Genomic DNA, 25,523 nt, shown 5'->3' with positions numbered 1-25,523 from the left:
CTCCCGACAGCGTCATGGCTCCATCACACGCTGTAGCGCCGGCTCCCGACAGCGTCATGGCTCCATAACGTGCTCTGGAAGCGGTGGGGGACCAAGGGCCCTGCCCGGACGCCGGTGGGTAACGACATGTTGGCGCTGCACTCCGCCGACGTGGGGCTGGCCAAGGACGCCGTCGCCGTGGTGCTGCTGGTGAAGGACCTCGGGGTGCTCGCCAACGGCGTCGCCGAGGGCAGGCAGATCTTCGCCAGCACCATCGGGTACGTCCTCATGGGCACATCGAGCAACTTCGGCAATGTGTTCAGTGCCGCGGCCGTGCTGCCGTTCCTGCCCTCGCAGATCCTGCTCAACAACCTGCTTCACGACATGAGACAGCTCACGACTCCCGCCGACCGGGTGGGCCCTGAGCAGCTGCGCGCGCCCTCCCTGTGGGACCTACCCATGATCTGCCGGTTCATGCTCGTCTTCGGACCGATGAGCCCGATGTTCGACTTCCTGACATTCGGGATCATGATCGGTCTATTCCACACCGGACCGAGCCTGTTCTGCTCCGGTGGTTCGTCGAGACGCTGCCGACCCAGACCCTGGTGCTCTTCGCGATCCGACTCGCTGGGTGCCGTCCTGCGCGACCAGCTGGCCGGGCATGAACCGGCGTCGCAAGGCCCGGCTGCACCGGATACATCGGAGGGCGAACCGCTTCACCCAGGACGAGCGCGCCCAGCAGACCGATTCCGGCGAGTGCGCTGATCTCGCCGTCTCGGTCGGTCGGAAGCCGAGGGCGAGGCTCCCTGACCGCGCCCAGCTCTCGCCCAGCTCGACCGCGGTGAGCGAGTTCAACCGGTGAGGGCTCTGGGCGCCGTCGGTCGTCGCGTACTCTCGCGGTGCGCGGTGGCTCAGCCGCCGCCGTCGAGCGTCAAGCCGACACCATTGACGTATGACGCATCGGCCGAGGCTAGCCAGAGCACGGCATTGGCCACCTCCTCCGGTGTTGCCACGCGGCCGACCGCGACCGCCTCGCCGAAGCTCTCCAGAAGCTCGTCGTCACCGCCCGCCATTCGGCTGAGCATCGGCGATCGCACAGCCCCCGGGCAGACGGCGTTGATGCGGATTCCCTCGCGCGCGTACTCTTTCGCGGCCGCCTTGGTCAGTCCCATGATTCCGTGCGCGGCCGCGCAGTAGGACGAGTAGCCGGGGAATCCGACCAGTCCCCAGTTGCCGGCCATGTTGACGACGGCTCCACCGCCGCCCTGGCGCACCATCTGCTGTAGTTCGTATTTCATACAGCGCCACACGCCGCTGAGCTTGATGTTCACCATGGCCAGCCAGTCCGCCTCATCGATATCGGCGGCCCGCGTAGCGGGACCATCAAGACCGGCGTTGTTGAAGGCCACATCGAGGCGCCCTTGCTCCTGAGCGATCCTGCTCACCAACGCCTGTACGCTCTGCGAGTCTTGGACGTCCGCCGGAAGGTACCGGCTCAGCGCGCCCTCGTTCGCGATCTTCTCTGCAGCGGCCTGCCCGGCCTCGGCATTGCGTCCGGCGACGACGACGGCCGCCCCGGCCCGGGCGAAGGCGATAGCTGCGCTCAATCCGATTCCCGTGGTACCGCCGACGACCAGCGCTACCTTTCCCTCCAACGTCGCCACGTCGTTCCTCATCTCAGCTCTCGGTTTCCGCTGCCCGATTTCGGACCGCTAGTACGCCATTCGGTACAGCACGCGTGCGAGCAGCGTGGCCCCGCGGACGCAGTCCTCGAGCGGGGTGTATTCGACCGCGCAGTGCGACCGTCCACCCACGCTCGGAACGAAGATCATCGACGTCGGGACGTGCCGCGCCCACAGCTGGCTGTCGTGCGCCGCCCCGCTGGACAGCGCGGACCAGCTGAAGCCGCTGTCGTCGGCCGTGTCGGCCAGCACCTGCTGCAGGCCGGCGTCCATCTGCGCTGCCTGCTCCTCCCAGCGGTCGACGATCTCCACGGCGAGGCCGTGGTGCTCGGCCAGCGCGCGGCAACGCCCCTCGATCTCGGAGAGGAGCTCGAGTCGCACCGGATCGGAGGGGTGGCGCAGGTCGAGGCTGAAGGTGACCCGCTCCGCGACGGTGTTCACCGAACCCGGCCACGCCTGCATCTGGCCGACGGTGGCGACCGTGGGTTCCCCCGTGCCCCGCGCGAGCTCGTCGATCATCACTGCCATCCTGGCGGCGCCCTGCAGCGCGTCGCGGCGCCGGTCCATCGGTGTGGCCCCGGCATGGTCGGGCTGGCCGCACACCGTCACCAACTGGTGGCGCATACCGGCGATGCCGGTGACGACACCGATCTGCGTGCCGGTGCCGTCGAGCACCGGCCCCTGCTCGATGTGCAGCTCGACGAAGTGGTCGACATCGCGGCGGGCCGCGTCCGGCACCGCGGCCGGATCCAATCCGATCCGGGTCATCATGTCGACCACCGAAACCCCATCGGGGTCGGTGAGCCGGGCGGTCTCGGCCGCGCTGGTCAGCCCGAGCATGCCGCGCGAGCCGAACAGGTTCCCGGCGATCCGGCTGCCTTCCTCCTCGCAGATCGCCACGACCTCCAGCGAGCGTCGGGGGCGGCCCATCCTCTCCTTCAGCACGGCCAGCGCAGCGATCCCACCGACGATGCCCAGGGCGCCGTCGTACTTGCCGCCACCGCGGACGGTGTCGATGTGCGAGCCGGTGAGGATGGTGCGCTCCGTCTCGGTGGTGCCCGGTAACCGCCCGAAGACGTTGCCGACCGCATCCCGGCGGGTCTGCAGCCCCGCCTGCCGCATCCATCGCTCGACGAGATCAGCGGCCGCGCACCATGCATCGTCGTACAAGAAGCGGACCAGGCCGCCGGCGGGTCGCTCGCCGACCGCCCCGAGCCGCTCGATGCGGTCACGCAGCTCATCCGGCGACACCGAGATGTCGTCGATCGTTGCCATCCGGTCCGTTCTCCTCGTCTGACCCGCGCGGCTCACCCGACGCCCAGGAACTCCAGGAGCACTCGATCATGCTCCTCTGGGTTCTCCCACTGTGGCCAGTGCCCCGCGTTCGGCACGATGTGCAGCCGGGCATCGGGGATCAGCTCGGCGAGCCGCTTTCCGGCGTCGACGCCGTGGAACGGGTTGTGCTCGGTCCACAGCACCAGGGTCGGTGCGGAGATGCGGCGCAGGCTGTGCTCATCGAAGAGATAGGGGTCCATCTCCGGGGAGAAGACGTGCTCGTAGTAGGTCGTCAGGGCGGCACGGACCTCCGGTCGGCTCCACAGCATCAGGCGGGTCGCGACGAGCTCGTCGGTGACGTCAGCGGGATCGTGGACGAGCCACTCGAGCCGGGAGCGCAACGCGGCCTCGTCCAGATTCCGCAGTCCCTCAATCGACCGCCGGCGCAGATCGGACAGGTCGGCGCCGCGCTCCTGAACCGAGTTCGGGTCGAACCGCATCCCCCAGGCGGTGTTGAGGATCAGCCGGTCGAGCCGGTCCGGGTAGTTGATCGCCATGTCGAGACCGATCCAGGCACCCAGCGACTCGCCCTCGACGCTCGCCTTGGCGATGCCCAGGCAGTCCATCAGATGCAGGATCTGCTCGGTGAACTGGCGCAGCCAGTTCCCCTCTCGGTACGGCGGGGTCGCCGACAGACCGTGCCACAGGAAGTCCGGCGCCAGCACCCGCAGCTTGCTGCCCAGACGCACGATGTTGCGGCTGTAGGTCTCGGCGTGACCGCCCCCGCCGTGCAGCAGGATCAGGGCATCGCCCTCGCCCGCCTCGAGCACCCGGCTGCGGAGACCGGGGTCGGTGCCCAAGTAGCGGATCTGCGCTCCGAGCAGGTCATGGTGGATGGTTCGCACGATGAATCGCCTCTCGAAGGTGGGCTCAGCGGGAGACCAGCGGACGGTGCCCCCAGAACGAGATCGACCGGTACTGGTCGATCTCCCAGGTGGCGTCGTTGACGAGCCGCCCCCCGGTCCCGTACTCGATCTCGAAGCCGGACGGGCTGCGCAGGTAGAACGACACCATGTGGTCGTTCGTGTGCCGTCCCAGGCTGAACGAGATCGGGATCTCAGCCTGGACGCATGCGTCGTGCGCCCGGCCGACGCTGTCCAGATCGGGGGTCTCCAGCATGAAGTGATGGAACTCGCTGCCTCCGGCGTCGGCCGGCAACCGCAGCAGCGCCACCGTATGGTGGCGGGGATTGCAGCGCAAAAACACCGCCTCCATGCCGTCCGTGGTGATGTGGTCGCTGACCCGGAAGCCGAGCTGCTCCCGATAGAACCGCAGGGCCTGGTCGTACATCGAGGTCGCGATCACGATGTGTCCCACTCCCAGGGCGCCGGTGACGAAGCCCGGAATCCCGAGCGCGGAGACGAACGGGCGTTCGTCCACGGTCGGGCCGTAGTAGAACTCGATCCGGTATCCGGCCGGGTCGGTGGTGTGCGACAGCCCGAGCACCTGCCGGTCGGCGAGCTCCTCGGCGGTGCCCTCGACGACCTCGTGACCGGCTGCCCGGAGCCGCTCGACGAGATTCGTGTGAGCCACCGCGTCTGCCACCTCGAACCCCAGGTAGTCGATTCGGTCGGTATCGGCCGACCGAATGCTGATGCGGTGGCTCCGCTCATCAACCCGGATACGCAATGCATCCGGCGACGACCCGACCGCCTGCTGGCAGCCGAGCCGATCGATCAACAGACGCCGCCAGGCCGCGGTGTCACGAGCGGCCAGACCCAAGTAACCCAACTGCTTGACGCTCACCGGCTCTCCCGATCTACTGCTGGACGCCACACCCGGGGCGGATCCGTCATTCCTCACTGGATACAAATCGCTCACTGTGGATCTGGTCTGCGGGGAGACCGAGCTCACGTAGCCGTCGCCGGGCCGCGTCGATCATGCCGGGCGGACCGCATAGGTAGGCGGTGGTTCGCTCCCTCACGTCCCCCGGCTCGATGAGCGAAACCGGGGTTCCGATCGGGCCGGTCCAGGAGCCGGCAGTGGTCGGTTCCGTGACCGCGATGCGGGCCTGCATCCGGGGCATCCACATCGTCCGCAGACCGACCTCCTCCGCGTAGTACAGGGCGGTCTCCGTTTGGCACGCAAAGCACAGGGTCACCGGGCTTCGCCTGCTGCCGCTCTCGCGGAGGTGGTCGATCATCGACAGGATCGGCGCGAGGCCAGTACCACCGGCCACGAACAGATGATGGTCCTTGCTCGGCCGCACGACGAAGGACCCGTATGGGCCGTCGATCTCCAGCTGCGCGCCGACCGTGCAGCCCTCGCGCAGGTACGACGAGAACCGCCCGTCGGGCAGCAACCGGACGTGGAACTCCAGCTCAGCTCCGCTGTCCGGAGGACTCGCCATCGAGTAGGAGCGCCACTCGTGGGTGCCAGGCACGCGTATCCGGGCGTACTGTCCGGCCCGGAACCCAAGCGGTCGATCCTCGATCCGCACCCGCAGCCCAACCACGATCTGCGAGAGCGGGACAAGCTCGGTGACGGTTGCGACATGGACCTTCGGTTGTTCTCCGAAGAGAACCTCGCTCGGGTAGGGCAGCTGGAACTGCGCCGCAGAATCGAGCAACGTCGAGCAGAGCAGCCGTCCGCCCTCCCGGTACTCGCTGTCCAGCAGCGCACTCGCGCGCCCCGGCACCGGCTCGGTGCGCCCGTCCCGCAGCTGCGCAACGCAGGTCCCGCAGCTTCCCGACTGGCACTGCGAGGCCAGCCCGATTCCCGCGTCCAAGGCCGCTTTCAGCACATTGCACCCGGACGGAACATCCACGGTCTCGACATGCCCATCGGAGAACCGAAGGCTCGCGCTGTACATCGTTTCGGACTCCTCCGAGGGGAATCGAGCTGGCCAGCGGTGCGGGTCGGGTCTACTCCGCAAGCTTCGGGCTGGGGTTGCGCTGCGGCTTCTGGATCTCGCGGGCATGCCGGGAGACGAGCTTGCGCCAGGCGACGATGATCGCGTCCATCCCGCAGAGCTGCTCGTCGTCCCAGCCCGGACCGCCCTCTTCGTAGAAGTTCTCCATCGCCTCCCGGGCGAAGACGTCGTCGGCGTTGAACCCGATCAACGCCTGGTCTCGCCACAGGTAGTCGAAGTCGTACTGGAAGCGCTTGCGCTCCTCCTCAGTGCTGACCTTGGCCGCGATGACCGACCAGTACTCGTGGGTCTTGTCGTCGATCGGCACGAACCACTCGTACTGGGCCAGGCCGTAAGCCGGCCAGTTCTCGACCATCAGCACACCGGGCAGGTACATCGACGTGCGCAGGCCCACCGTCGGGTTGTTACCTGCGGCCTTGATGTTCAGCCGTTCGTTGGCCATCACCAGGTCGTAGAATCCCGAGTTCCACTCGTTCATCATTCCCTTCGGGCCATCCTCATCCTCGTACGCGGTGATCGCGCGCGGATCCGTCGGGTTGATACCGAGTGGCAGGGCGGTATCCCGTGCGAGGACGATCGCGGCATCCCGGTGCAGCATCTGGTGGCCAGGGTCGAAACCGTTCTCGACGCCGAGCCGCCAGTTCGCGTTCGCGGTCCGGCGGACACCTAGTATCATCGTGTCCGGATCCAGCGGGTGCGCCACCGGATGGACCGGATTCTCCAGCTTCGGAGGCAGATCCAGCCGCAACTCGGGCACCGGCTCGTATCCGGGCTCCCCCACGAAGACATAGATGAGGTTGTTGACTTCCTGAACCGGGAACACCTGGATTCCCGTTGTTCCGACGATCTCGTCGTCAGGTGCCGCGATGATCGTCTCCAGGCGGCCGGTCTCCAGGTTGTACGTGTAGCCGTGGTACCAACAGGTGATCGTGTCGTCGGTCAGGCACATCGGCCGGATCGACATCTTCACCCCGCGATGCACGCACTGGTCACGCAGCACATGAACCTTTCCATGCACCCGGCGCAGGATCAACGGAACGCCACAGATGGTGACACCCTTGACCTCGTTCTCACCGAGCTCGCTGCTGAACAATGCCGGATACCAGTGGTTGAGCAAGCCCCACGACGCCTTCAGGTAGGGCTCGTACTGGCGTTTGGAAACCTTCCCGACAGCGCTCCCGACATCCATCGAGTTCGTCAGCGACATCGCGTACGCCCTTTCGATCCATACCCTCGTCGGCCGCTTCTGCCGCCGATCTGACCTGCACCAATCCCAACCCGGTCAGCACCCGCCCGCCAGTGGCCTGAGGTTCGGACTTGACCCGACCTATCGGCCACTGGATTTCACACGAACGACTGTCCAGATGGCCACGCTGAACCGTCCACTTGTCCGATAAGCAGCTTGTGCCGGCCCCATTTCGGCCGAGCAGGACCGCTGGGGCATGCCCGAGCGGACAGGGCAAGATCTGGCCGATGGGCCACTGGCGCCCCATTGAGCCGTGCCGCACTGTGTCGTGGTCCATATCACATCGAAGTCCGAGGCGAAATGCGTGAAATGCAGTCCGACCCCGGTCCCGACAACCCGACGATGGGCCCAGGCAGTCAGCGCGTTGCTCTCATCACCGGCGCAGCGGGTTCGCTCGGACGAGCGATCGCCCACCGATTTGCATCCGCCGGCTTCCGGATCGCACTCGTCGGCCGCCGGCAACCGGTTCTAGACGAGCTGGCAGCCGAGATCGAGGCTGCCGAGAGCGGCATCGCCACCACGGTCGTGGCCGACTTGGCGGAGCCGGGAGGCGCCGCCCGGGCCATCGCCCACGCCCACCATCGGTTCGGCCGGGTGGATGTCCTGGTGAATAGTGCGGGCGGCTGGACCGGATCTGCTCTCGGGCCATTCGCCGAGAAGTCCGAGAAGGACCTTCGGACGGAGCTCGAGAACAACCTGATCACCACGGTACTGGCCTGCCGTGCCGCGATCCCGCACATGCTCGATCAACACTACGGACGGATCGTCAACATCTCCTCGATAGCCGGGATCATCGGGCTGGAAGGCCATGCGGCGTACTCCGCAGCCAAGGCGGGCCACATCGGCCTGGCCCGCCAACTCGCCTTGGAGCTGGGCAAGAACAGCATCACCGCCAACTGCGTCGCGCCTGGCCCGGTGTCGACCGCGCAGGTACGTCGGATGCTCGAACAGGGACACCCTGGCATCCAAGCGATGCTGGAGGCCACCCCGACCGGCCGGCTGACCTCAGCCGAGCAGATCGCCGATGCTGTGGCGTTCTTCGCCTCCGAAACGTCCGGACAGATCAACGGTCAATTCCTGGTGATCGACGGCGGAATGTCATCCACCTGACCCACCACGTCCTAGGCAATCTCCTGGAAGATGGAGGACACATCCATGAGCACAAGAGCACCTGCGGACGACGGGTCAACACCTCAGGTCGTCAATGAACACCGAGACGACGATTTCGCTACCCAGGTCGTTCCGGCTGAGGCTCGACTGAGTCGCGGCAAAGTACACATGGCGAGCTGGGCGATGCTCGTCGGTATGATCTACTTGTTCCAGGGTGCGCTTGCGGCGACGCTCGCAGGAACGAAACAGGCCATCATCGGCCTTCTCGTGTCGGCCGCGCTGATGGCGCTGTTCAACATGCCGATGGTCCGACTCGGCATCAGTACCGGGAAGGGCAGCTCCCTCACCTCGGAACAGATCTTCGGCAAGCTGGGCCGGTTGCTCATCATCCTGCTGCTCGCAATCGCGACAGTCTACTTCACGGTGTTCGAAGGAAGCGTCATCGCGGTCAGTTTTCAGCAGTATCTGGGTGGCGATCTCCGGATCTGGTACGTCGTTGCGGTGGTCGGCATGCTGCCACTGATGATGGGCGCCGTCCTGACTTGGCTGGACAAGATCAATGCGGTGCTACTTCCGCTGTATGTCGCCGGTGTGCTGGCGGCAGTGGTGCTGGCAGCGATAAAAGGAAATCCCGCAGGTTGGCTCGACTATCCAGGAGTCGTCCCGGCCGCGGCGCAAGTGATCCCGGGCTGGGTCACAACCGTCGTGATCTATCTCGGCGTGTGGCTGATCATTCCGGTTTCGAACGACTTCTCACGATTCGGCAGAAAAGAGGACGTGCACTACCACCGATGGGTGACCTTCGGTCCCGTATTCACCACGATCACTTTGGTGGTCAACGGCATCATCGGCATGTTCATCGTCCAGTCGGTGCTGCCACGCTCGGAGGCTGCTTCGGAGGTCGGTGTCGCGATCGCGCTGGTCCAGTTGATGGGCGTAGTCGGCCTGGTGTTCATCGTCGTGACCCAGATGCGGATCCAGACGTTGAACTTCTACCTCTCCTCGCTCAACATTCAACGTCTCATCCAGGAAGCCACCGGCCGGCGGGTCCGGCGCAAACTGCTGGTCACCGTAGTGGCGGTCGTGGCGGTGGTGCTGATGCTCACCGATGTCTTCTCCTATCTGCTGCAGACATTGCAGTGGTTCGGCATCTTCTTCGTCGGCTGGGGTGGCATCATGGCCACCTGTGTCACGTTCGGTGGGATGCAGACGAAATTTGCGCTGGCTACGGAGACCACCAAGCGGCGCCTGCTGACACCGGCGACGGCGGTGTGGCTCGTCTCGGCAGCCGTCGGCATCGCGCTGCTTCAGAGCGCTGAGCTGCTACCACTGCTCGCCCAGCTGGCTCCGATCGTCTCACTCGGGATCGCAGTGATCGGATACCTGCTGGTCATACTCGGGCAACGCTTCACAGATAGGGCTGAGCCCGGATCGAACGGCGTAGCTGTCACCAGCCGACGCTCCTCGTGAGCATCGGGGCGGTGGCCGCGCAGGATCAGGGGAAGATCGACCGTGCCACACCGCTCCTCGCGGATCCGCGTCTGAGCCCGGACGCCGCGCAACCCCTCACCTGACGACGGGCGGTGCAGCCGCTCTGACCGGACCGCACCGCCCGTCTCACGGCCCCCGGGCCAGGCCCTGCATCAGGAGGTGCCGGTGGAGCGCCCGTCCGGGCCGTCGAGCTCGATGAGACCGCGTGCGATGGCGACGCTGACGGCGGCGGTCCGATCATGGACCTCGAGCTTCTCGAACGCCGTCGCCAGATGCGCCTTCACCGTCCGTGGCGAGAGGAACATCCTCGACGCGATCTGACGGTTCGTGTGCCCTCGCATGACGTAGGTCAGCACCTCGCGTTCACGTGAGGTCAATGTCGGCTGTGCGGCTGGCTTCTCCGGCTTCACTGGCTCCCCGACCGCGAGCCTGGTCACCAGGCGGCGGGTCAGCGCCGGGGTGAGCGAGACCTCGCCCTGGTGCACGAGCTTGATCGCGTGCAACACCTCGTCGATCGGGGTGCCCTTGAGCAGGTATCCCGACGCGCCGGCCCGCATGCACTCCACGAGCCGGTCGTCGTCGTCGATCACGGTCATGATCAGGACCCGGGCCGAGCAGACCTCGGCCAGCGCCTGAATGAGCTCAGCCCCGGCCGGCGGGGGAATCTCCAGGTCGAGGAGCACCACGGCAGGGTCGGACGCGGCCGCCGCGGTCAATGCCTCGGCACCGGTCGTCGCGGTGGAGACGACGGTGACCTCGGGCAGCCGTTGGAGGACGGCCTTGACCCCCTCCATCACGATAGGGTGATCCTCGACCACCATCATCCGGATTTGCGCACCGTCCACAGCGTTCGACCTACTTGTGTTCTCGTCGATGGGCGAGGCTCGTCGGGTGGGCAGGCGAGCCGAAACCGCCGACAGTCCTGGACCGGCACGCTAGCACCCGGCCGTGCCCCGGCTCACAGGCCGAGTTCAACCCGCGGCCGGGTGAGCGTGTCCACCACGGCGTATGCGATGGCCCGAACGCCCCGCATGACGTCGTCGATGGATGCGACCCCCATCCCACCCAGGCCGTCGGTGAGCTCAGCGGGGGCGCAGGCCGGGGGCCAGGGGTAGCCGATCCGTGCGCAGGGGATGCCGAGTCGACGGATCAGGGCACCGTCGGTCTGGCCGCTTGCCAGTGGAGTGGACGTGTACGGCCGTCCCTCGACCTCGGCCCAGCCTCGCTGGCAGGACTGCACGATCCAGTGCTCGGGATCGGTCCGTCCGCCTGGCAGCGAGCCGACCATCGCCCAGTCGAGATCGATGTCCGGGTGTCGGTGGCGTATCTGCTGGATCATCTCGGCGAACTGGTGGCGCACCTGCGCCGGCGGTGTCCGCGGGTTCACCCGCAGATCCAGGTAGATCTCGGTGGTGGCCGAGGGAAATGCCGGCTTCTCCGGGCTTCCGGCTCGAACCGCGGAGATCCACCCCTCGGGCGCGGTGGTGCCCATTGTGTTCTGCCGGGTGTACGTCGGCAGCCAGGCCTCGATCTCCTGGATCACTGTGGCAGCCGGCACGATCGAGGAGCGGAACCCAGGGGTGCCGCGCGGGATCCCCGCATAGCCGAGCGTGCCCCGGACGGACACCTTGAACCAGCACAGGCCTGGCTCCTCGGCAAACACCGCCCACGACGGCTTGAACACGATCGCCAAGTCCGGGGCCGTCCCGCGGGACAGCAGGTGGTGCACCCCGTTGCTCAGGCCGGCGTGCGCCCTCCCGCTGATCGACACCGGCATCCCGCCCCCGGCGAACCCGAGCAGCAGGTCGCCCAGCAACGGGATGCCGGCCTCCCGCACCGCGTGTAGTACCTCGGTCAGCCCGGCGACCATGCACTTGGGGTTGGCCGCGCCCAGCCCGATCACCAGGTCACCGTCGACGCGGGCCTGCGGGAGCATGTCGGCCCGCAGCGACGGCCCCACCCAGGGCACGTCGGACTCCGGATCGATGTGGGTGTCGATCGGGGCGTAGAGCAGCAGCCGGGCCCCGCCGCCGCTGCCGGGCAGCTCGGCGGTCACGTTGCCGCTGGTCTCGGTCATGGGTAGATACGCCGACCGGACACTTACCGCGGTCGCCAGGTGGTCGGCCATGAACTCCGACGCGGCCCGCTCCGCTCCCGTGGGGCTGTGGATGTTCACCAGCCGCACCAACAGATCGCGCAGCCGGTCGGGGTCCAGGCGGAGGCAGATCTGCCGGTAGAGGGAGCGCTGCTCACTGGTCAGGGGCATCGGATGGGTAGCCACCGCCACCCCGTCCACCTGCGCGGTCACGACGCCACCGCCCGGGCGAACGGCAGATCGTGCGTCGCCGCCACCGGTTCGCTGGTGATCCGCCCGCGGCAGGTGCTCAGCCCCAGCGCGAGACTCCGGTCCTCGCGCACCGCACGGTCCACACCCTTGCCGGCCAAAGCATCCACATAGGACAGCGTGGCGTCGGTCAACGCGCGGGTCGCGATCCGCGGAACCACTGACGGCAGGTTGGGGACACAGCAGAACCGCGTGCCGTGCACAGCGAAAGTCGGGTCGGCGAGGGTCGTCGGCCGAGAGCCCTCGAAACAGCCGCCCTCGTCGATCGCCACGTCCACCAGCACCGCGCCACTTCGCATGTCCGCGACCATCTCGGATGTCACGATCGTTGGCGCCGGGCCCACCGGGACCCCCACGGCCCCGATCACGAGGTCGGCGTCGCAAAGGGCCCGTGCCACCTCGAACCCGCTCGCGAGACAGGTCCGCACCCGGCCGCGGTAACGCCGGTCGACCTCGCGCAACCGGTCGGGGTCGACATCGAGAAGGGCCACCTCCGCGCCGCACCCGGCCGCTGCCGCGACCGCACTGGTTCCGACGACGCCGGCCCCCAGCACGACGACGCGGACGGCCGGGCGTGTCCGGTGCCGGGCGCCGACCTGCACCGCCAGCCGACCGGCGATCTCGCTCATCGGGACACGCAACGGGCGCACGCCGTCCCAGCCCTGCACCTCCTCGTAGGCGATCGCGGTGACGCCGTGCTCGAGCAGCGCCTCGGTGCGTCGCCGAGAGGCGGCCAGGTGCAGGTAGCAGAACAGCACCTGACCGGGGCGCATCCGCTCGAACTCGCCCTCGACCGGCGCTTCTACCTTCACGACCAGCTCCGACTCCGCCCAGACCTCGTCGGCGGTGTCGACAACCCCGGCGCCGACCGACCGGTACTCCTGGTCGGCCATCGCCGCACCGACACCGGCGCCCGCCTGCACATACACCTGGTGGCCAACGGCGACGAGCTGCTCTACACCGGCCGGGGTGAGCGCGACCCGATCCTCGTGTTCCATCGACTCGGTCGGCACACCGATCTTCACGCTGGCTCCTCTCAGATCACGCAGGACCACGCTCGCGACGCCTCAGACTCGGAGCGGGATACCCGCCACGAACGGATCCGGCTTCACCCCGGCCGCCCGGATCATGTTCCGGACAGAGCGCGACGACAGGTTCGTCCGCAGCACCCGCACCCCCAGCGGCCGCAGGGCGTCATGCACGGCGTTCGCGATCGCTGATGGCCCGCAGATGGTGGTTGCTTCCCCGGCTCCCCGGAACCCACCGAGCAATTCCGAAGGGTGCTCCCGGTGGTGGGTGTGTACCCGTGGCACGTCGGAGAACGAGGGGATCAGGTAGTCCAGCAGTGTGCTGGTCAGCGGCTGCCCCTGAGCGTCGTGGACGACCTCCTCGAGCAGCACCGCACCCAGGGCCTGCGCGAACCCGCCCTGGATCTGACCGTCCACCAGCAGCGGGTTGATCACGGTGCCGCAGTCGTGCACGATGCGGAAGCTGCGGACGGCGACCTGCCCGGTTCCGGCATCGACCTCCACAACGGCCGCCGCGGCGGCCGTGGAGAAGGTGCTGCCCGCGTTCATCTTTCCGGTCTCGTCCGGGAAGGGATCCGCCAGCCCGGGATCCAGGCTCGCGATCGTAGCCAGCCCAGGATCCATTCCCGGCGGCAAGAGGAATGTCTGCAGGTAGGCGGCGCGGGCAACCTCGGCGAAGGTCACCCGGCCGGCACCGGCCGAGAAGACACCGCTGCGCAACTGCACGTCCTCGGCAGCCACCTGCAGCAGGTGTGCGGCGATCGCGGTCATCTTGTCGCGGATCTGGCGGGCCCCCTTCAGGACCACCCCGCCGCCGGCGGTCGCCGACCGGCTCCCCCAGGTCCCCATCCCGTGCGGAAGCAGTGCGGTGTCGCCGTCGGTAACGTCGATGTCGTCCATATCGACGGTGAGCACGTCGGCAGCGATCTGGGCGTAGATGGTCTGGTGGCCCTGGCCCTGCGACTTGGTCCCGCAGTTGATGCTCACGTGCCCGTTGGGCTGCACCACCACCGATGCCATCTCGTAGCCGCCGAACTGGCTGCAGAACCCGAACAGGTTCGCCGTACTGCATTCGACGAGGTTGGCCAGGCCCACCCCGACCAGCCGCCCCTCGCGGCGGGCCTCTTCCTGCTCGCGGCGCACCGCCGGATAGTCCAGCTCATCCAGCAGCACCTCCATCTGCTCCCGGAAGCTCGGCGTGTCGTAGCGGTTGCCCGTCGCGCTGAAGAACGGGCGCGGCGAGTCCGGGATCATGTTGCGGCGGCGGACCTCGGCCGGGTCGACCCCGGTCGCGTCGGCCACCAGATCCATCACCCGCTCGATCGTGAAGTTGGCCTGGGGCTGCCCGAAGCCGCGGTAGGCACCCATCGGGGGCTTGTTGGTGGCGACGCCGGTGAGCCGGTACTCGAACGCCCCGATGTCGTAGGTGCCGGGCAGCATTGAAGCGGTGATCAGCGCCGGGCCGATGCTGCTGAAGTACAGGGTCGGGCTGCCGAGGTCGGAGATCACATGGGTACGCACGCCCAGGATCCGGCCGTCCGCGCGGTAGGCGACCTCGACATCGTGCTCCTGCTGACGGGACTGCACCGAGCCGGTCAGCGACTCGCTCCGGTCCGCGGACCAGGTCACCGGGTGCGGGACGAGAATGGCGACGACGGCGATCAGCAGTTCCTCGCGGTGGAAATGCTGCTTGTTGCCGAACCCCCCGCCCATGTCGGGGGCGATCACCCGCACCTTCTCCAGCGAGAGACCGGTTACATCGGCGACGACGGTCCGCAGGTTGTGCGGCTGCTGATTGGAGCTGTAGAGCAGCAGCTCCCCGCGCGCGTGGTCGAAATGACCGCAGGCACCGTGCCCCTCGAGCGGCAGGCCGACGATCCGATGGTGGGCGATGGTCTCGCACAGCACGCCGTCCGCGCGCTCGGCCGCGGCGCCGAAATCACCGTTGGCGAAGCCACCGGCGTAGAAGATGTTGTCGCCCCAGTCGTCGAACAGCAACGGCGGCGCCGGAGCACCGCCCCCGCCCAGGCTCGCGCGTACCTCGGTCACGGCATCCAGCTCCTCGAAATCCAGCTCGATGAGCTCGAGGGCGTCCTCGGCGACGTACCGGCTCTCGGCAACCACCACCGCGAGCGGCTCACCCACGTAACGGACCTTGTCGTCGGCCAGGACATACCACTCCAGGGGCCGGATGCCCGGAACCGCCAGCCGGTGCGACAGCGGCCGACTGTGCTCCTTCAGATCGGCGGCGGTGAACACCGCGACGACACCGGGAAGGGCCTGCGCCGCGGTCGTATCGATGCCGTTGATCCGGGCGTGCGCCACCGGGCTGCGCAGAATCGCGGCGTGCTTCAGCCCTGCCGGTCGCAGATCCGCCAGGTAGCGGCCCGCCCCGGTGAGGAACCGCGCATCCTCCTTGCGTGTGACCCGCTCGCCGATCATCACTGCACCTCCGCCTGGGTGGGCTGGTCGTCCGGGACCGCGGCGGGCGAGCCGCTCTCGGCCGCGGCGTCGAGAACGGCGTCCACGATGGAGACATAACCCGTGCAGCGGCACAGGTTGCCCGACATCTCGTGGCGAACCCGCTCGGGAGTCAGGCCACCGTTGGCTCGGCCGATCACGTCGAGCGCCTGCATGATCATTCCTGGGGTACAGAATCCGCATTGCAGGCCGTGCCGCTCGGACATGGCCCGCTGGATCGGCGCCAGCTCCTCGGCAGTACCGACGCCTTCGACGGTGCTGACCGTGCGGTTGTCGGCCTGCACGGCGAACATCAGGCACGACAGCACCGGGGTTCCGTCGAGATGCACGGTGCACGCACCACACGCCCCCTGCTCGCAGGCCTTGTGGGTGCCAGTGAGCCCCAGGCGGTCGCGCAGGATGTCGGCGAGGTGCTCGCGAGGCTCGACCTCCACCGAGACCGACTCCCCGTTCACCCGCAGCGAGATCTCCCTCATCGCGCACCTCCGTTGGGGTTGCCGGCTGCACGCGTCCACGCGACCGGGAGCGCCCTGACCAGTAGCACCTGGAGCAGGTCGCGCCGGTCCTCGGCGCTGGCCCGCAGATCGTCGGCTGGTTGGATGAGCTCGGCTGCGTGGGACGCGACATGGCGCAGCAACCCCTCGCTCAGCTCGGTCTCACCGACCAGCTCACCGCATGCGGAGCTGATGTCGATCGGTGTCGACCCGACGCCGCCGGCCGCCGCCCGCACTCGGACGCAGGTCCCGGCGGAGGTCCGGTCGACGCACGCCGCGACGCTAGCCACCGCAAAGTCCCCGGCACGGGGCGCGTACTCCTGCAGCACCGATCCGCGCCCGCCCGCCGCGGCCGGAACCCGAACCTCGCAGATCAGCTCGTCGGGCTCCAATGTCGTGGTGAAGAAACCGTCGAACAGGCCGGCGACCGGAACCGCGCGACGGCCGGCTGCACCCTGGACCGTGACCTCGGCGTCGAGCGCCAACAACGCGCACCCGAGCTCCGCCGAGGGATCGGCGTGGGCGAGTGAGCCACCGACCGTGCCCCGGTTGCGGACCTGTGGGTGACCGATCAAGGTCGCCGCCTCGGCCAGGAGCGGGACGAGCCGGGCCACCTCGGGGTCGAATTCGAGACGCCGGTGCCGAATCAGCGCCCCCAATCGAACGTCGCCGTCGGCCACCTGTACGAAATCCAATTCGGTGACCTGGTTGATATCGACGAGCGTGCTCGGGGCGGCGAGTCTGAGATTCATCAGCGGAACGAGGCTCTGACCACCGGCCAGCACCTTCGCGGACTCGTCCGCGCCGAGCACCGCTACGGCGTCGGTGACGGTCGTGGGAGCGAGATAATCGAATCGGGCCGGTCGCATCACAAACTCCGAACGCTGCTGATGGCTTGCACGCGAAGTCCTCCTTGACCGGGAACGCGACGACGGCTGCGCGCGATTTCGTGGAGGCAAGGCTAAAGATCACCATCGCCGGATGCCTACTGGCCATCCAGCCGTTCCCTGCGGGCCACCCGGACGATTGGTAGTGCCCCGACGGCCGTCCCGGGACCCTGGGCAGGACGATCCGCCCGGGCGGCAGCAGACGATCAGCGCTGGTCAGCGCTCTGTGGGCCAGGTGGTCGTCGTACTCGGCACCAACGGCAACCCCATCGGATCCAGCAGGGGGACCCGCAACGCCGCTGTGGTTCCTCGGCCGCGCCGACCGGAGATGAACAACCGCGCCCCCACCTCGGTCATCCGTTCCCGGATCCCGAGCAGCCCGAACCCGCCGTTCCGGGTGTCCTCGATCCCACGGCCGTCGTCGACAACAGTGACCTCCAGATGACCAGCGCCGAACCGGGCTCCGACATGCACGTTCGCCGCATCCGCGTGCTTTCCAACGTTGTGCAACAACTCCTGGACACCCCGCATGACGGCCTGATGGGTCGACTCGTCGAGAACTCCCTCCGGGCCGAGCACGCTCAGCTCGCACGGGATGCCGAAATTGGCGACAAACTCATCGGCAAGCACCGCGAGGTCCTCGCCGAGCCGACGATGACTCCCCTGCGGTTGCCGGAGACTGCGAACCCACTGACGCGACTCCTCGAGCCCCAGCTGCGAGTTACGCATCGCCTGATCAAGATAGTGCTGATGGTTCTCCGGCTCATCGACGGAATCCGCGGCAGCGGTCAAGTTGAGCTGAATCACATAGAAGCGCTGGGCGATTCCGTCGTGAATCTCCCGCGCAAGGCGGCCTTGCACCTCCGCGGCCCCGGCCTGTTTGCTCTTTCGATAGTGGTGGTGGCGCCACGCTGCGATCGAGACGAGCTCGGCGATCGCCCGGCCGAGCCGCCACTCTCGCGCGCCGGGCTGTTTGCCACAGTCGATGACCAACTGCCCCATGCGGTAGTTCCCGACGGCCAGGGGCACAGCGAGTCGGTGGCCGACCGGCAGCGCGTCGACCCAGTCGGTTGCACCGAACTCGAGGCCATCGACGGTGCACCGCGTGAACCCGAAGCTGTGGCAGGCGAACTCGAGCGCCCCCGATAGTGCCGCACCGCCGTCGAACCCGTCCAGGCGACGGCCGATCTCGTACAGGTTCGCGATCTCGTCGGCGCGCTCGCTGACCGCCTCATGCGACTTCGCCCGTTCCAGGGCGGTCTCCAACTGCCCGGCGACCATGGACAACAGCTCGACCCAATCCGCATCGATCTTCCAGCGAAAACCGTGCGCACACAGGGCAAGGACCCCGTGCGCCGCCGCTCCTGAACCGATCTTCACGAAGGCCGCGGTCCGGATCTCCTCGGGGACGATGCAGCGACGTTCGTCCTCGGTGACGCTGGCGTAGCCGGTCCGAGGGTCATCAGCGTTGAAGAGCAGTGGCTCGGATGCCCGGAAAGCTCGACTCGGTAGACTCCCTGAGGTCTTACCATGCACATCGATACCTGGTCGGAGGCCGTTCCGGAAGCCCTTGGCCCCACGGCCGATGAGGAGCTCCTGGGTCCTATCGAACCAGTAGACCACTCCGCTGCTGAGCCCGGTCGCCGCGAGCAGTGATTCGACGGCGTTGTCGATAACCTCGCCGGAGCCGAGACTGCCGTTGATCGCCAAGGCCGCATGGTTCAGGACCCGGAGCCGCCCCGTGGGGTCGCTACCGATGCTCTCCAAAGACGATCTGCTGGGATCTTCATCGATCATGGCTGCCCGCACCTCGCCTGCGACCCGCTGCTGGAGACACCGTGCGGATCACCAGTAATCCGGTCTCCATCTGGTCGGCTCCCACTAGTAGATGGACTTCGCTGCGCAACACCCGAAAGGGTGACAGGCGCGGTCGCACCCGCCACTGTGAGCGAGAAGTTACCTGCGTGACGAGCTGTTCACCACACTGCCAGACTCCGGATCGATCGTTCAGGACCCGTCGGGGGTCGGCTGGCCGGGGTGCGGCGTCTGGAGTTGGCTCGGTGAGGGCGTCGAAGCGGGTGGTGGCGCGATCCTCGCCAGAGAGGCGGACCGCACCGCCCGTGCGGCACCGGGGAAGCGGCCCTCATCGCCCGTCGGGCGGGGCGGCGGGGCGCCAGGGACGCAGCCGCGGCAGCCAGCCGGGCACGTTGCGGCGGTACTCCTCGTACTCGGCGCCGTAGGTCCGGGCCAGCGCGGGCTCCTCGACGCGGCGGACGAAGATCGCGACGGGCACCGCCGCGATCATGGGGTAGAGCAGGAGCCGCGGACGGCCGAGCAGCAGCGCCTGCCCGGTGACCGCCACCCCCATCGCGACGTACATCGGGTGGCGGACGTGGCGGTAGATCCCGCCGACGACCAGCCGCTCCGGCGGCGCCATCGGCGCCGGTGTGCCCACCCCCTCGGTGACGAAGCGGGTGAAGCAGGAGGCGAGCACCGCCGCCGACCAGGAGGGCACCGACCACGCGGGCGGGCGTCCCGCCGGGCACCGGACGCCGGACGCGCCACCGGGTCAGCAGCCACGGGATCACCCCGACGAACACCGACGGCCCCGCCGTCATCAGCACGGTGCCGGCCGCGGCCCGCCGCCTGCGGGCGGCCAGGTCAGAAGACTCCGCCATGGCTCATTGTCGGCCCGCGAGGTACGCCGTCAACTACTCGGCGATGACACCGATCCGGCGGAGCACCTTGGTCGCCATCAGGTAGGCGCTGGCGCTGAACGGCCACTGGCTGACGATCCGGCCCGAGCCGGCGCGGAAGTAGCTGTCGGTTTCGACCCACACCGTCTTGGCGATTTGTGACTGCAGCCAGTCGTTGTAGATGAGGTAAGCCGAGCGCCGCACCCTGATGCGAGCGGCCTGGCCGGCGACCAGCCTCTTGATCAACTTCGCCGAGAAGGCCGCCTGCGCCTCATAGAACGTGACGAGCGGGATGGCGTTGGTGTTCGGGCCGAACATCATGAAGAAGTTCGGGAAGTTCGGCACCATGATGCCCAACATCGCCTCGGGCTCGCCATTCCACTGTTCGTGCAGGTCCGTCCCGTTCTCGCCAACGACCCGATAGGTGCCGAGATAGTTGGCAGCATCGAAGCCCGTCGCCAACACCACCATGTCCAGGTCGTGTTTCTCGCCGCTGGCGTCGACGACACCGGTGGCGGTCATGGAGGTCACGCCGTGCGGGACCAACGTGACCTTGGGGCTGCGCAGTGCCGGGTAGTAGGTGTCACTGACCACCGTGCGTCGGGCCTCGAACGGGAAGTCCGGCACCGAATGCTCGAGCAGGTCCGGGCGGCCGGCCAGTGAGCTGCGGATGAACTCCAGCGAGGCCTTGCGTCGACGCTTGTTGAACCTGCCGTCGACGCGGGCGTGGCTGGTGCGCATCTGGCGCAGGTCGTAGCCGAGGTACAGCTTCAAGCGCCGCCAGGCATAGACCGGGTAGAGCCGGTTGAGACGCCGCTCCAGGGGCGTGAAGTCTCGCGCGTCCTTGGGCAGGAGCCAGTTGGGTTCGAGCTGGAACACCTTGACCGACTCGGCCTGACGTTCGGCCTCGGCGACCACCTGAACCGCGGACGATCCGGTGCCGACGACGCCGACGGCCTTGCCGCCCAGGTCGAGCTCGTCGCGCCAGGTGGAGGTGTGGCACATTTCGCCTTCGTAGACGGAGTCGTCACGAGCGAACGGCGGAATGATCGGAGTGTTCAGGAAGCCGACGGCGCTGATGACGGCCCGGAACGGGCCGTGTTCCTCCCCCGACGACGTGGTGACGGTATAGCTCTGGTGCACTTCGGACCACACGACCGACTCGACGTTCTCCCCGAGCCTGATGCGTTCGAGAAGCCCCCACTTACGAGCGACGTGTTCGAGGTAGTCGTAGATTTCACGCCATCCCGCGTGGGTGCGGGTCCAGTCGTAGCGCTCGTGCGAAAACGAGTAGATGTGCGACTCGAGGTCGACCTCCGCCCCCGGGTAGCGGTTGACCCACCAGGTGCCGCCCACACCGTCGGACCGCTCGAAGATGACGAAGTCCTCGATTCCCTGCTTTCTGAGCGCGATACCCGCAGCGATTCCGCTGAAGCCCGCCCCGATGACCGCAACCGTGGGGGAGCCGGTCCGCGACGCCTGGTCCGATCTCGACTCGTTCATGACCTTCCCTCGATTCGCACTATTGGTCTTTAGGTTCATTCTTTAGTCCTTATTTGGGAGTGTCAAGCCCGAGACCCCTACGGGGGTGATCAGACAGGGGCCGGCGGGTGGCTACGCGCAGGACTCGACGAAGCCAGCGAGCAGCGCTCGGGCGTGTTCCTGGTGCGCCCACAGGGTTTCGGGATGCCACTGCACGCAGGTGATGAGCTCACCGGGCGTCTCGAAGGCCTCGACCAGACCGTCCGGGGCCGTGGCCGTCACCGTGACCCCAGGCGCAAGGTCGCACACGCCCTGGTGGTGCAGGCTGTTGACGGCAATCTCGCACGCGCCGTCCAACCAGGTCGAGAGCCGGGACTTGCCCGATTCGAGGTGTACCTGGTGGTGAACCTGGCGGAGTTCCTGCTCGGAGTATCGGTGCTTCAGCGAACCGGGCCGATCGCGGTCCAGGTCGGGGTAGAGGGTTCCGCCGAGAGCGACGTTGGTCAGCTGGGCGCCACGGCAAATGCCGAGGACGGGCTTGCCCTGGGCGCGAGCAGCCGCGAGAGCCTGCAACTCGTTGCGATCCCGGTACGAATTGACGCACGCGAGCACGGGGTCGGCGCTGTCCCCGCCATATATGGCCGGATCGATATCACCTCCTCCGCTGAGGATGACCCCGTCGACCGCGCGGAGCACGCTGTCCATGTCCACCTCGGCGGTGCCGCAGTCGACGGCGACGGCGGCGGCGCTCACGGAGGTGAGACCGAGGAACAGATCACGCCACAGTGCCAGCGAAGCCACGTGGGTCAGGTCGACGGTCACTGCGATGAGGGGTGGGCGCGTCATTTGAGCTGCGAGCTCCAGCCTCCGTCGACGACCAGGTCCGTGGCGGTGATGAACGAAGCCTGTTCCGACAGGAGGAAGGCCACCGCGTCGGCGACCTCGTCCGCGGTACCGAGGCGGCGCAGCGGGGTGCGCTGTTCCATGTCGGCCCGCCGTTCGGGCGCGCGCTCGTAGAGAAAATCGATCATCGGTGTCAGGATCGCACCCGGGCAGACGGTATTGCTCCGGATCCCGTCCGGGCCCAGTTGTTGGGCGAGTGCACGAGACAGCGAGACAACTGCCGCCTTGCTGACCTGGTAGGCGTCGAGCGGGGAGTCCATCCCGCGCAGGCCGGCCACGCTGGCCACGTGCACGATGCTCCGGCCCGTCCCCCGGCGCAGATGCGGCAGGGCCGCGACCGTCAACCGCCGCACGGCATGAAGGTTGACCGCGAGCACCCGTTCCCAGACCGACTCATCGATGTCGAAGCTGGACCCGTCCTCGTCGAAGAGGGCGATCCCGGCCGCGTTCACCAGGTGGTCGAGCGGGCCGCCGTCCAGTCGGTCGAACAACGTGTCGAACCGGGTGGGATCGGCCAGGTCGATCGCGACGTACTCCACGCCGACGGGCAGATCTGTCCGGTCGACCGCCTTCACGTCCGTCGCGATCACCCGCATGCCGTCGCGGGCAAGCCGCCGCACCACACCCAGGCCGATGCCGCCGGCGGCACCGGTGACGATCGCGGTGTGCCCCACGTTCAGTCAGCTCCCTTCAGAGCGGCCGCCAATCGGGCACCGGCGAACTCCATGGCCGCGCTCGCCGAGGGAAAGAGCTCGTCGAGGCCGAAGAAGCCGTGCAGCATGCCTTCGGTCTCGTGGACCTCGACCTTGACCCCGTGGCTTCGCAGCGCCTCGGCATACAGGACACCCTGCGGCCGGATCGGGTCGCATTCGGCAAGGATGACCGTGGCCTCGGGCGCTCCGGTGAGGTCGTCGCACAGCACACTCACCCGGGGATCGCTGCTGTGGCTCGGGTCGGGCAGATAGTTGTCCTGATGCCACTGGATCTCATCGCGATAGAGCATGATGCCCTCGTAGGTCATGTCGAACCCCTTCTCGATATCGCACGTGCTGACCGGGTAGATCAGCAGCTGATGGCGCACCGAGGTCTCGCCCTCGCGAGTGAAGTGGTTGACCGCGGCGGCTGCCAGGTTGCCGCCCGCGCTGTCGCCGGCAATCGCCAGTCGCGAGGCGTCCAGTCCCATGCTCGATCCGTGCTTCAACACATGGGTAACCGCGTCGATGGCATCGTTGACAGCCGTCGGGAAACGTGCATCGGGGCCTCGCCGGTAGTCGACCGACAGGACGGCCGCTCCCGATGCAAGGGCCAGCCGCCGAGTCGTGACATCGTGCGAGTCCACGCTTCCGAGCAACCAGCCGCCGCCGTGGAAGTAGATGGTCACGGGCATTGCGTCGGCGTTCGACGGCTTGTACAGCCGGGCCCGTAATCTCGTCCCGTCGCGGGCGGTGAGGTGGAGGTCCTCGACGACGGCGACCTCCGGTTTGAACAGCGAGGCAAAGGCCTCCTCGAAGTTCTGGCGGGCCACCTCGACGGGTAGCAGATGCGCGTTCGGGCGATCCGAGGCGTGCATGTCGTCGACCATCTGCTGAGCGATCGGGTCCAGGGGCATGGTGGTCCTTTCGATCCGGGCTTGTGCGAACAGCGTCAGATGCGTTCGAAGTACCGGCGGCGTTCCCAGTCGGTCACCGTGCCGGACTCGAAGGCGCCCAGTTCGGCGCGATAGAACGCCAGCAGGTGCTCGTGGGTCTCCTCGCCGAACGCCGAGCGAGCCAGCTTGCTGTCCGCGAAGTGCTGGATGGATCCGTGCAGTGCAGCCGGCATCAGCTCCAGCGAGTCATCACGCCAGGCGTTGCCGCTGAAGATCGGGGGACGAGGGAGATTGCGCTCGATGCCGTCCAGCCCGGCGGCGATGGTCGCGGCGTACGCGTAGTAGGGGTTGATGTCGGCGCCGGGGATCCGGTTCTCCAGGCGGTAGGACGCTTCGGATCCGACCAGGCGGAAGGCGCAGCTGCGGTTGTCGTGTCCCACACAGATGGCGGTGCCGGCGAACTGGTCGGGCACAAAACGCTTGTACGAGTTGATCGTCGGAGCGAACATCAGCCCGAGCCCGACCGCGTGGTCCAACTGTCCGGCGACGAACGCCCCGAAGATGTCCGACATGCCCCCATCGGCCCAGCCCAACGGCTGGTCGTCGGCCGACCACAGGCTGACGTGCAGATGGCACGAGGAACCGACCTCGTCGATGCTGGGCTTCGCCATGAAGCTGGCGGTCAGCTTGTTCCGCTGCGCCAGGTCCTTGATCCCGTGCTTGAACAGGAGGTGGCGGTCGGCCATCTCCATGGTGGCGCAGTAGTCGAGGGTGATCTCCTGCTGGCCGAGGCCCCATTCGGTCTTGGACGACTCCACCGGAATGCCGAATTGAGGCATGAGAGTGCGGATCTGACGGATGAACCACTCATCGCGGCTCGACTGCAGGATCTGGTAGTCACCGCGATAGCCCGAGGTCATGGGCAGGTCCCGGTACTCTCGCTCCAGCGCCGTGGCCGGGTCCTGGGCCGCGAGGTAGAACTCCAGTTCGGAGGCGAACTTCAAGGTCAGCCCGGCGGATGCGGCTCGCTCCACCTGCCGCCGCAGCATGGTGCGAGGTGAAACCTCGATCAGGTCATCGGAGTCCGAGGCGTAGGCATCACAGATCACCAGCGCCGCGTAGGGCTCCCACGGGACCCGGCGCAGCGTGCCCAGGTCCGGCACGAGCCGGACATCGGCCCACCCGTTGGCTCCGCTGGAGATGGGCAGATCCAGGGGAGTCATCTCCAGGTCGGAGGCGAACAGGTAGCTGCTCGCGTGGATTCCTTCACCGCTCAGACCCAGCGACCGGAAGGAATTGACGGTGAGCCGCTTGCCCATCAACCGACCATGTGGATCGGGCACGGCACAGATCACGGTGTCGATGGTTCCGTCCGTGACCAGCTCCTCGAAGGCAGCGGGGTCCAGCATGCCGTTGCCGTTACTCATTGATGCTCCAGGTGTCGTCCGAGCTCGAAGGCGGTGATGTTCTCCCGCAACCACGCCTCGTACTGGGTGAGTTCCCTGCGGCGCGTGGCGGCGAAGGCCTCGATGAACCAGTCCGCCAGCATGCGCTTCACCCGGGGCGAACCCTCGAACGCCTCAATGGCCTCGGCCAGAGTGGCCGGCACCGGTATGCCGTTGCCCGAGGGCCCGGTCGGGGGAAGGGTGAGTTGGGCTTCCAGCCCCAGCAGGCCGCCGGCCAGGATCGCGGACGCCACGATATAGGGCGTGGCGTCCGCCCCGGCCCTCCGGTGCTCGACCCGCGCACCGGCCACGCTGTCGAGAATCACCCGGCATGTGGTGGTGCGATCGTCAAAACCCTGAATCGCCCTGGCTCGCGGAGAGGCTCCTGATCTAGCAAGGAGACTGGAGCTGTGGGAGCACCTCGGAAGTTCGATGAGGAGACCCGTGCCCGCGCGGTCCG

At 67.5% G+C, this 25,523-nt stretch carries 23 protein-coding genes; 3 read left to right on the top strand and 20 right to left on the bottom strand.

The window, feature by feature from the left end; translation table 11 throughout:
- The first annotated feature begins 69 nt into the window (after positions 1-69).
- Positions 70-744 carry a hypothetical protein gene (locus ACFQE5_RS14355; RefSeq protein ID WP_379585414.1) on the top strand — a complete coding sequence of 225 codons (675 nt, stop codon included), beginning with the start codon at positions 70-72 and terminating at the stop codon, positions 742-744.
- Positions 745-890: 146 nt separating this feature from the next.
- Here the strand turns inward: ACFQE5_RS14355 and ACFQE5_RS14350 are convergent, their stop codons facing one another.
- Genes ACFQE5_RS14350 through ACFQE5_RS14325 form a run of 6 tightly spaced genes read right to left on the bottom strand, consistent with a single transcriptional unit; the run spans position 891 to position 7,075 of the window.
- Positions 891-1,643 carry an SDR family NAD(P)-dependent oxidoreductase gene (locus ACFQE5_RS14350; protein ID WP_379585412.1) on the bottom strand — a complete coding sequence of 251 codons (753 nt, stop codon included), beginning with the start codon at positions 1,641-1,643 and terminating at the stop codon, positions 891-893.
- 48 nt (positions 1,644-1,691) lie between these two features.
- Positions 1,692-2,936, bottom strand: a complete 1,245-nt coding sequence (locus tag ACFQE5_RS14345; RefSeq protein ID WP_379585410.1) for a M20 family metallo-hydrolase — start codon at positions 2,934-2,936, stop codon at positions 1,692-1,694.
- Positions 2,937-2,968: 32 nt separating this feature from the next.
- The gene (locus tag ACFQE5_RS14340; protein WP_379585408.1) at positions 2,969-3,841 is read right to left on the bottom strand and encodes an alpha/beta fold hydrolase; all 873 of its coding nucleotides are present in this window, start codon (positions 3,839-3,841) and stop codon (positions 2,969-2,971) included.
- 25 nt (positions 3,842-3,866) lie between these two features.
- A complete protein-coding gene (locus ACFQE5_RS14335) occupies positions 3,867-4,742 on the bottom strand; it encodes a VOC family protein (RefSeq protein WP_379585407.1) in 876 nt (291 codons plus the stop codon).
- Positions 4,743-4,788: 46 nt separating this feature from the next.
- On the bottom strand, positions 4,789-5,808 hold the full coding sequence (locus ACFQE5_RS14330; protein ID WP_379585406.1) for an FAD-binding oxidoreductase: 1,020 nt from the start codon (positions 5,806-5,808) through the stop codon (positions 4,789-4,791).
- Positions 5,809-5,860: 52 nt separating this feature from the next.
- Positions 5,861-7,075 (bottom strand): Rieske 2Fe-2S domain-containing protein, encoded by a 1,215-nt coding sequence (locus tag ACFQE5_RS14325; RefSeq protein WP_379585405.1) that lies wholly within the window; start codon positions 7,073-7,075, stop codon positions 5,861-5,863.
- A 348-nt stretch (positions 7,076-7,423) separates the two neighbouring features.
- Here ACFQE5_RS14325 and ACFQE5_RS14320 point away from each other — a divergent pair, with 348 nt between their 5' ends.
- Both ACFQE5_RS14320 and ACFQE5_RS14315 read left to right on the top strand, forming a co-directional pair.
- On the top strand, positions 7,424-8,224 hold the full coding sequence (locus tag ACFQE5_RS14320; RefSeq protein WP_379585404.1) for an SDR family NAD(P)-dependent oxidoreductase: 801 nt from the start codon (positions 7,424-7,426) through the stop codon (positions 8,222-8,224).
- A gap of 195 nt (positions 8,225-8,419) precedes the next feature.
- On the top strand, positions 8,420-9,694 hold the full coding sequence (locus tag ACFQE5_RS14315) for a hypothetical protein (RefSeq protein WP_379585403.1): 1,275 nt from the start codon (positions 8,420-8,422) through the stop codon (positions 9,692-9,694).
- Positions 9,695-9,867: 173 nt separating this feature from the next.
- Here ACFQE5_RS14315 and ACFQE5_RS14310 read toward each other — a convergent pair whose 3' ends face one another.
- From ACFQE5_RS14310 to ACFQE5_RS14245, 14 genes are all read right to left on the bottom strand, one after another.
- Positions 9,868-10,536: a LuxR C-terminal-related transcriptional regulator gene (locus ACFQE5_RS14310; protein ID WP_379585680.1), complete on the bottom strand. Its 669-nt coding sequence runs from the start codon at positions 10,534-10,536 to the stop codon at positions 9,868-9,870.
- 137 nt (positions 10,537-10,673) lie between these two features.
- Complete coding sequence (locus tag ACFQE5_RS14305; RefSeq protein WP_379585402.1) at positions 10,674-12,023, bottom strand: M20 family metallopeptidase; 1,350 nt, start codon at positions 12,021-12,023, stop codon at positions 10,674-10,676.
- Complete coding sequence (ald, locus tag ACFQE5_RS14300) at positions 12,020-13,084, bottom strand: alanine dehydrogenase (RefSeq protein ID WP_379585401.1); 1,065 nt, start codon at positions 13,082-13,084, stop codon at positions 12,020-12,022. Before ald ends, ACFQE5_RS14305 begins: the two co-directional genes overlap by 4 nt.
- 42 nt (positions 13,085-13,126) lie before the next feature.
- Complete coding sequence (locus ACFQE5_RS14295) at positions 13,127-15,529, bottom strand: xanthine dehydrogenase family protein molybdopterin-binding subunit (RefSeq protein WP_379585400.1); 2,403 nt, start codon at positions 15,527-15,529, stop codon at positions 13,127-13,129.
- Complete coding sequence (locus tag ACFQE5_RS14290) at positions 15,529-16,044, bottom strand: (2Fe-2S)-binding protein (RefSeq protein WP_379585399.1); 516 nt, start codon at positions 16,042-16,044, stop codon at positions 15,529-15,531. The genes ACFQE5_RS14295 and ACFQE5_RS14290 overlap by 1 nt, the downstream gene beginning before the upstream one ends.
- On the bottom strand, positions 16,041-16,931 hold the full coding sequence (locus ACFQE5_RS14285) for an FAD binding domain-containing protein (protein WP_379585398.1): 891 nt from the start codon (positions 16,929-16,931) through the stop codon (positions 16,041-16,043). Before ACFQE5_RS14285 ends, ACFQE5_RS14290 begins: the two co-directional genes overlap by 4 nt.
- A gap of 234 nt (positions 16,932-17,165) precedes the next feature.
- Positions 17,166-18,659, bottom strand: coding sequence for a GAF domain-containing sensor histidine kinase (locus tag ACFQE5_RS14280; protein ID WP_379585397.1), 1,494 nt, complete (start codon positions 18,657-18,659; stop codon positions 17,166-17,168).
- A gap of 433 nt (positions 18,660-19,092) precedes the next feature.
- A complete protein-coding gene (locus tag ACFQE5_RS14275) occupies positions 19,093-19,464 on the bottom strand; it encodes a methyltransferase family protein (RefSeq protein ID WP_379585396.1) in 372 nt (123 codons plus the stop codon).
- A 196-nt stretch (positions 19,465-19,660) separates the two neighbouring features.
- Positions 19,661-21,148 (bottom strand): flavin-containing monooxygenase, encoded by a 1,488-nt coding sequence (locus ACFQE5_RS14270; protein WP_379585395.1) that lies wholly within the window; start codon positions 21,146-21,148, stop codon positions 19,661-19,663.
- 111 nt (positions 21,149-21,259) lie between these two features.
- Entirely contained in the window at positions 21,260-21,973 is a 714-nt protein-coding gene (locus tag ACFQE5_RS14265) for a gamma-glutamyl-gamma-aminobutyrate hydrolase family protein (protein ID WP_379585394.1), read from the bottom strand.
- A complete protein-coding gene (locus ACFQE5_RS14260; RefSeq protein ID WP_379585393.1) occupies positions 21,970-22,704 on the bottom strand; it encodes an SDR family NAD(P)-dependent oxidoreductase in 735 nt (244 codons plus the stop codon). Before ACFQE5_RS14260 ends, ACFQE5_RS14265 begins: the two co-directional genes overlap by 4 nt.
- A 2-nt stretch (positions 22,705-22,706) precedes the next feature.
- A complete protein-coding gene (locus ACFQE5_RS14255; protein ID WP_379585392.1) occupies positions 22,707-23,639 on the bottom strand; it encodes an alpha/beta hydrolase in 933 nt (310 codons plus the stop codon).
- A 35-nt stretch (positions 23,640-23,674) separates the two neighbouring features.
- The gene (locus tag ACFQE5_RS14250; protein ID WP_379585391.1) at positions 23,675-25,045 is read right to left on the bottom strand and encodes a glutamine synthetase family protein; all 1,371 of its coding nucleotides are present in this window, start codon (positions 25,043-25,045) and stop codon (positions 23,675-23,677) included.
- Positions 25,042-25,425: a hypothetical protein gene (locus ACFQE5_RS14245; protein WP_379585678.1), complete on the bottom strand. Its 384-nt coding sequence runs from the start codon at positions 25,423-25,425 to the stop codon at positions 25,042-25,044. The genes ACFQE5_RS14250 and ACFQE5_RS14245 overlap by 4 nt, the downstream gene beginning before the upstream one ends.
- Positions 25,426-25,523 lie beyond the last annotated feature (98 nt).

This window comes from Pseudonocardia hispaniensis (genome assembly GCF_042658695.1).
Classification (GTDB): domain Bacteria; phylum Actinomycetota; class Actinomycetes; order Mycobacteriales; family Pseudonocardiaceae; genus Pseudonocardia; species Pseudonocardia hispaniensis.
This window is presented reverse-complemented; position numbering and strand designations above follow the sequence as displayed.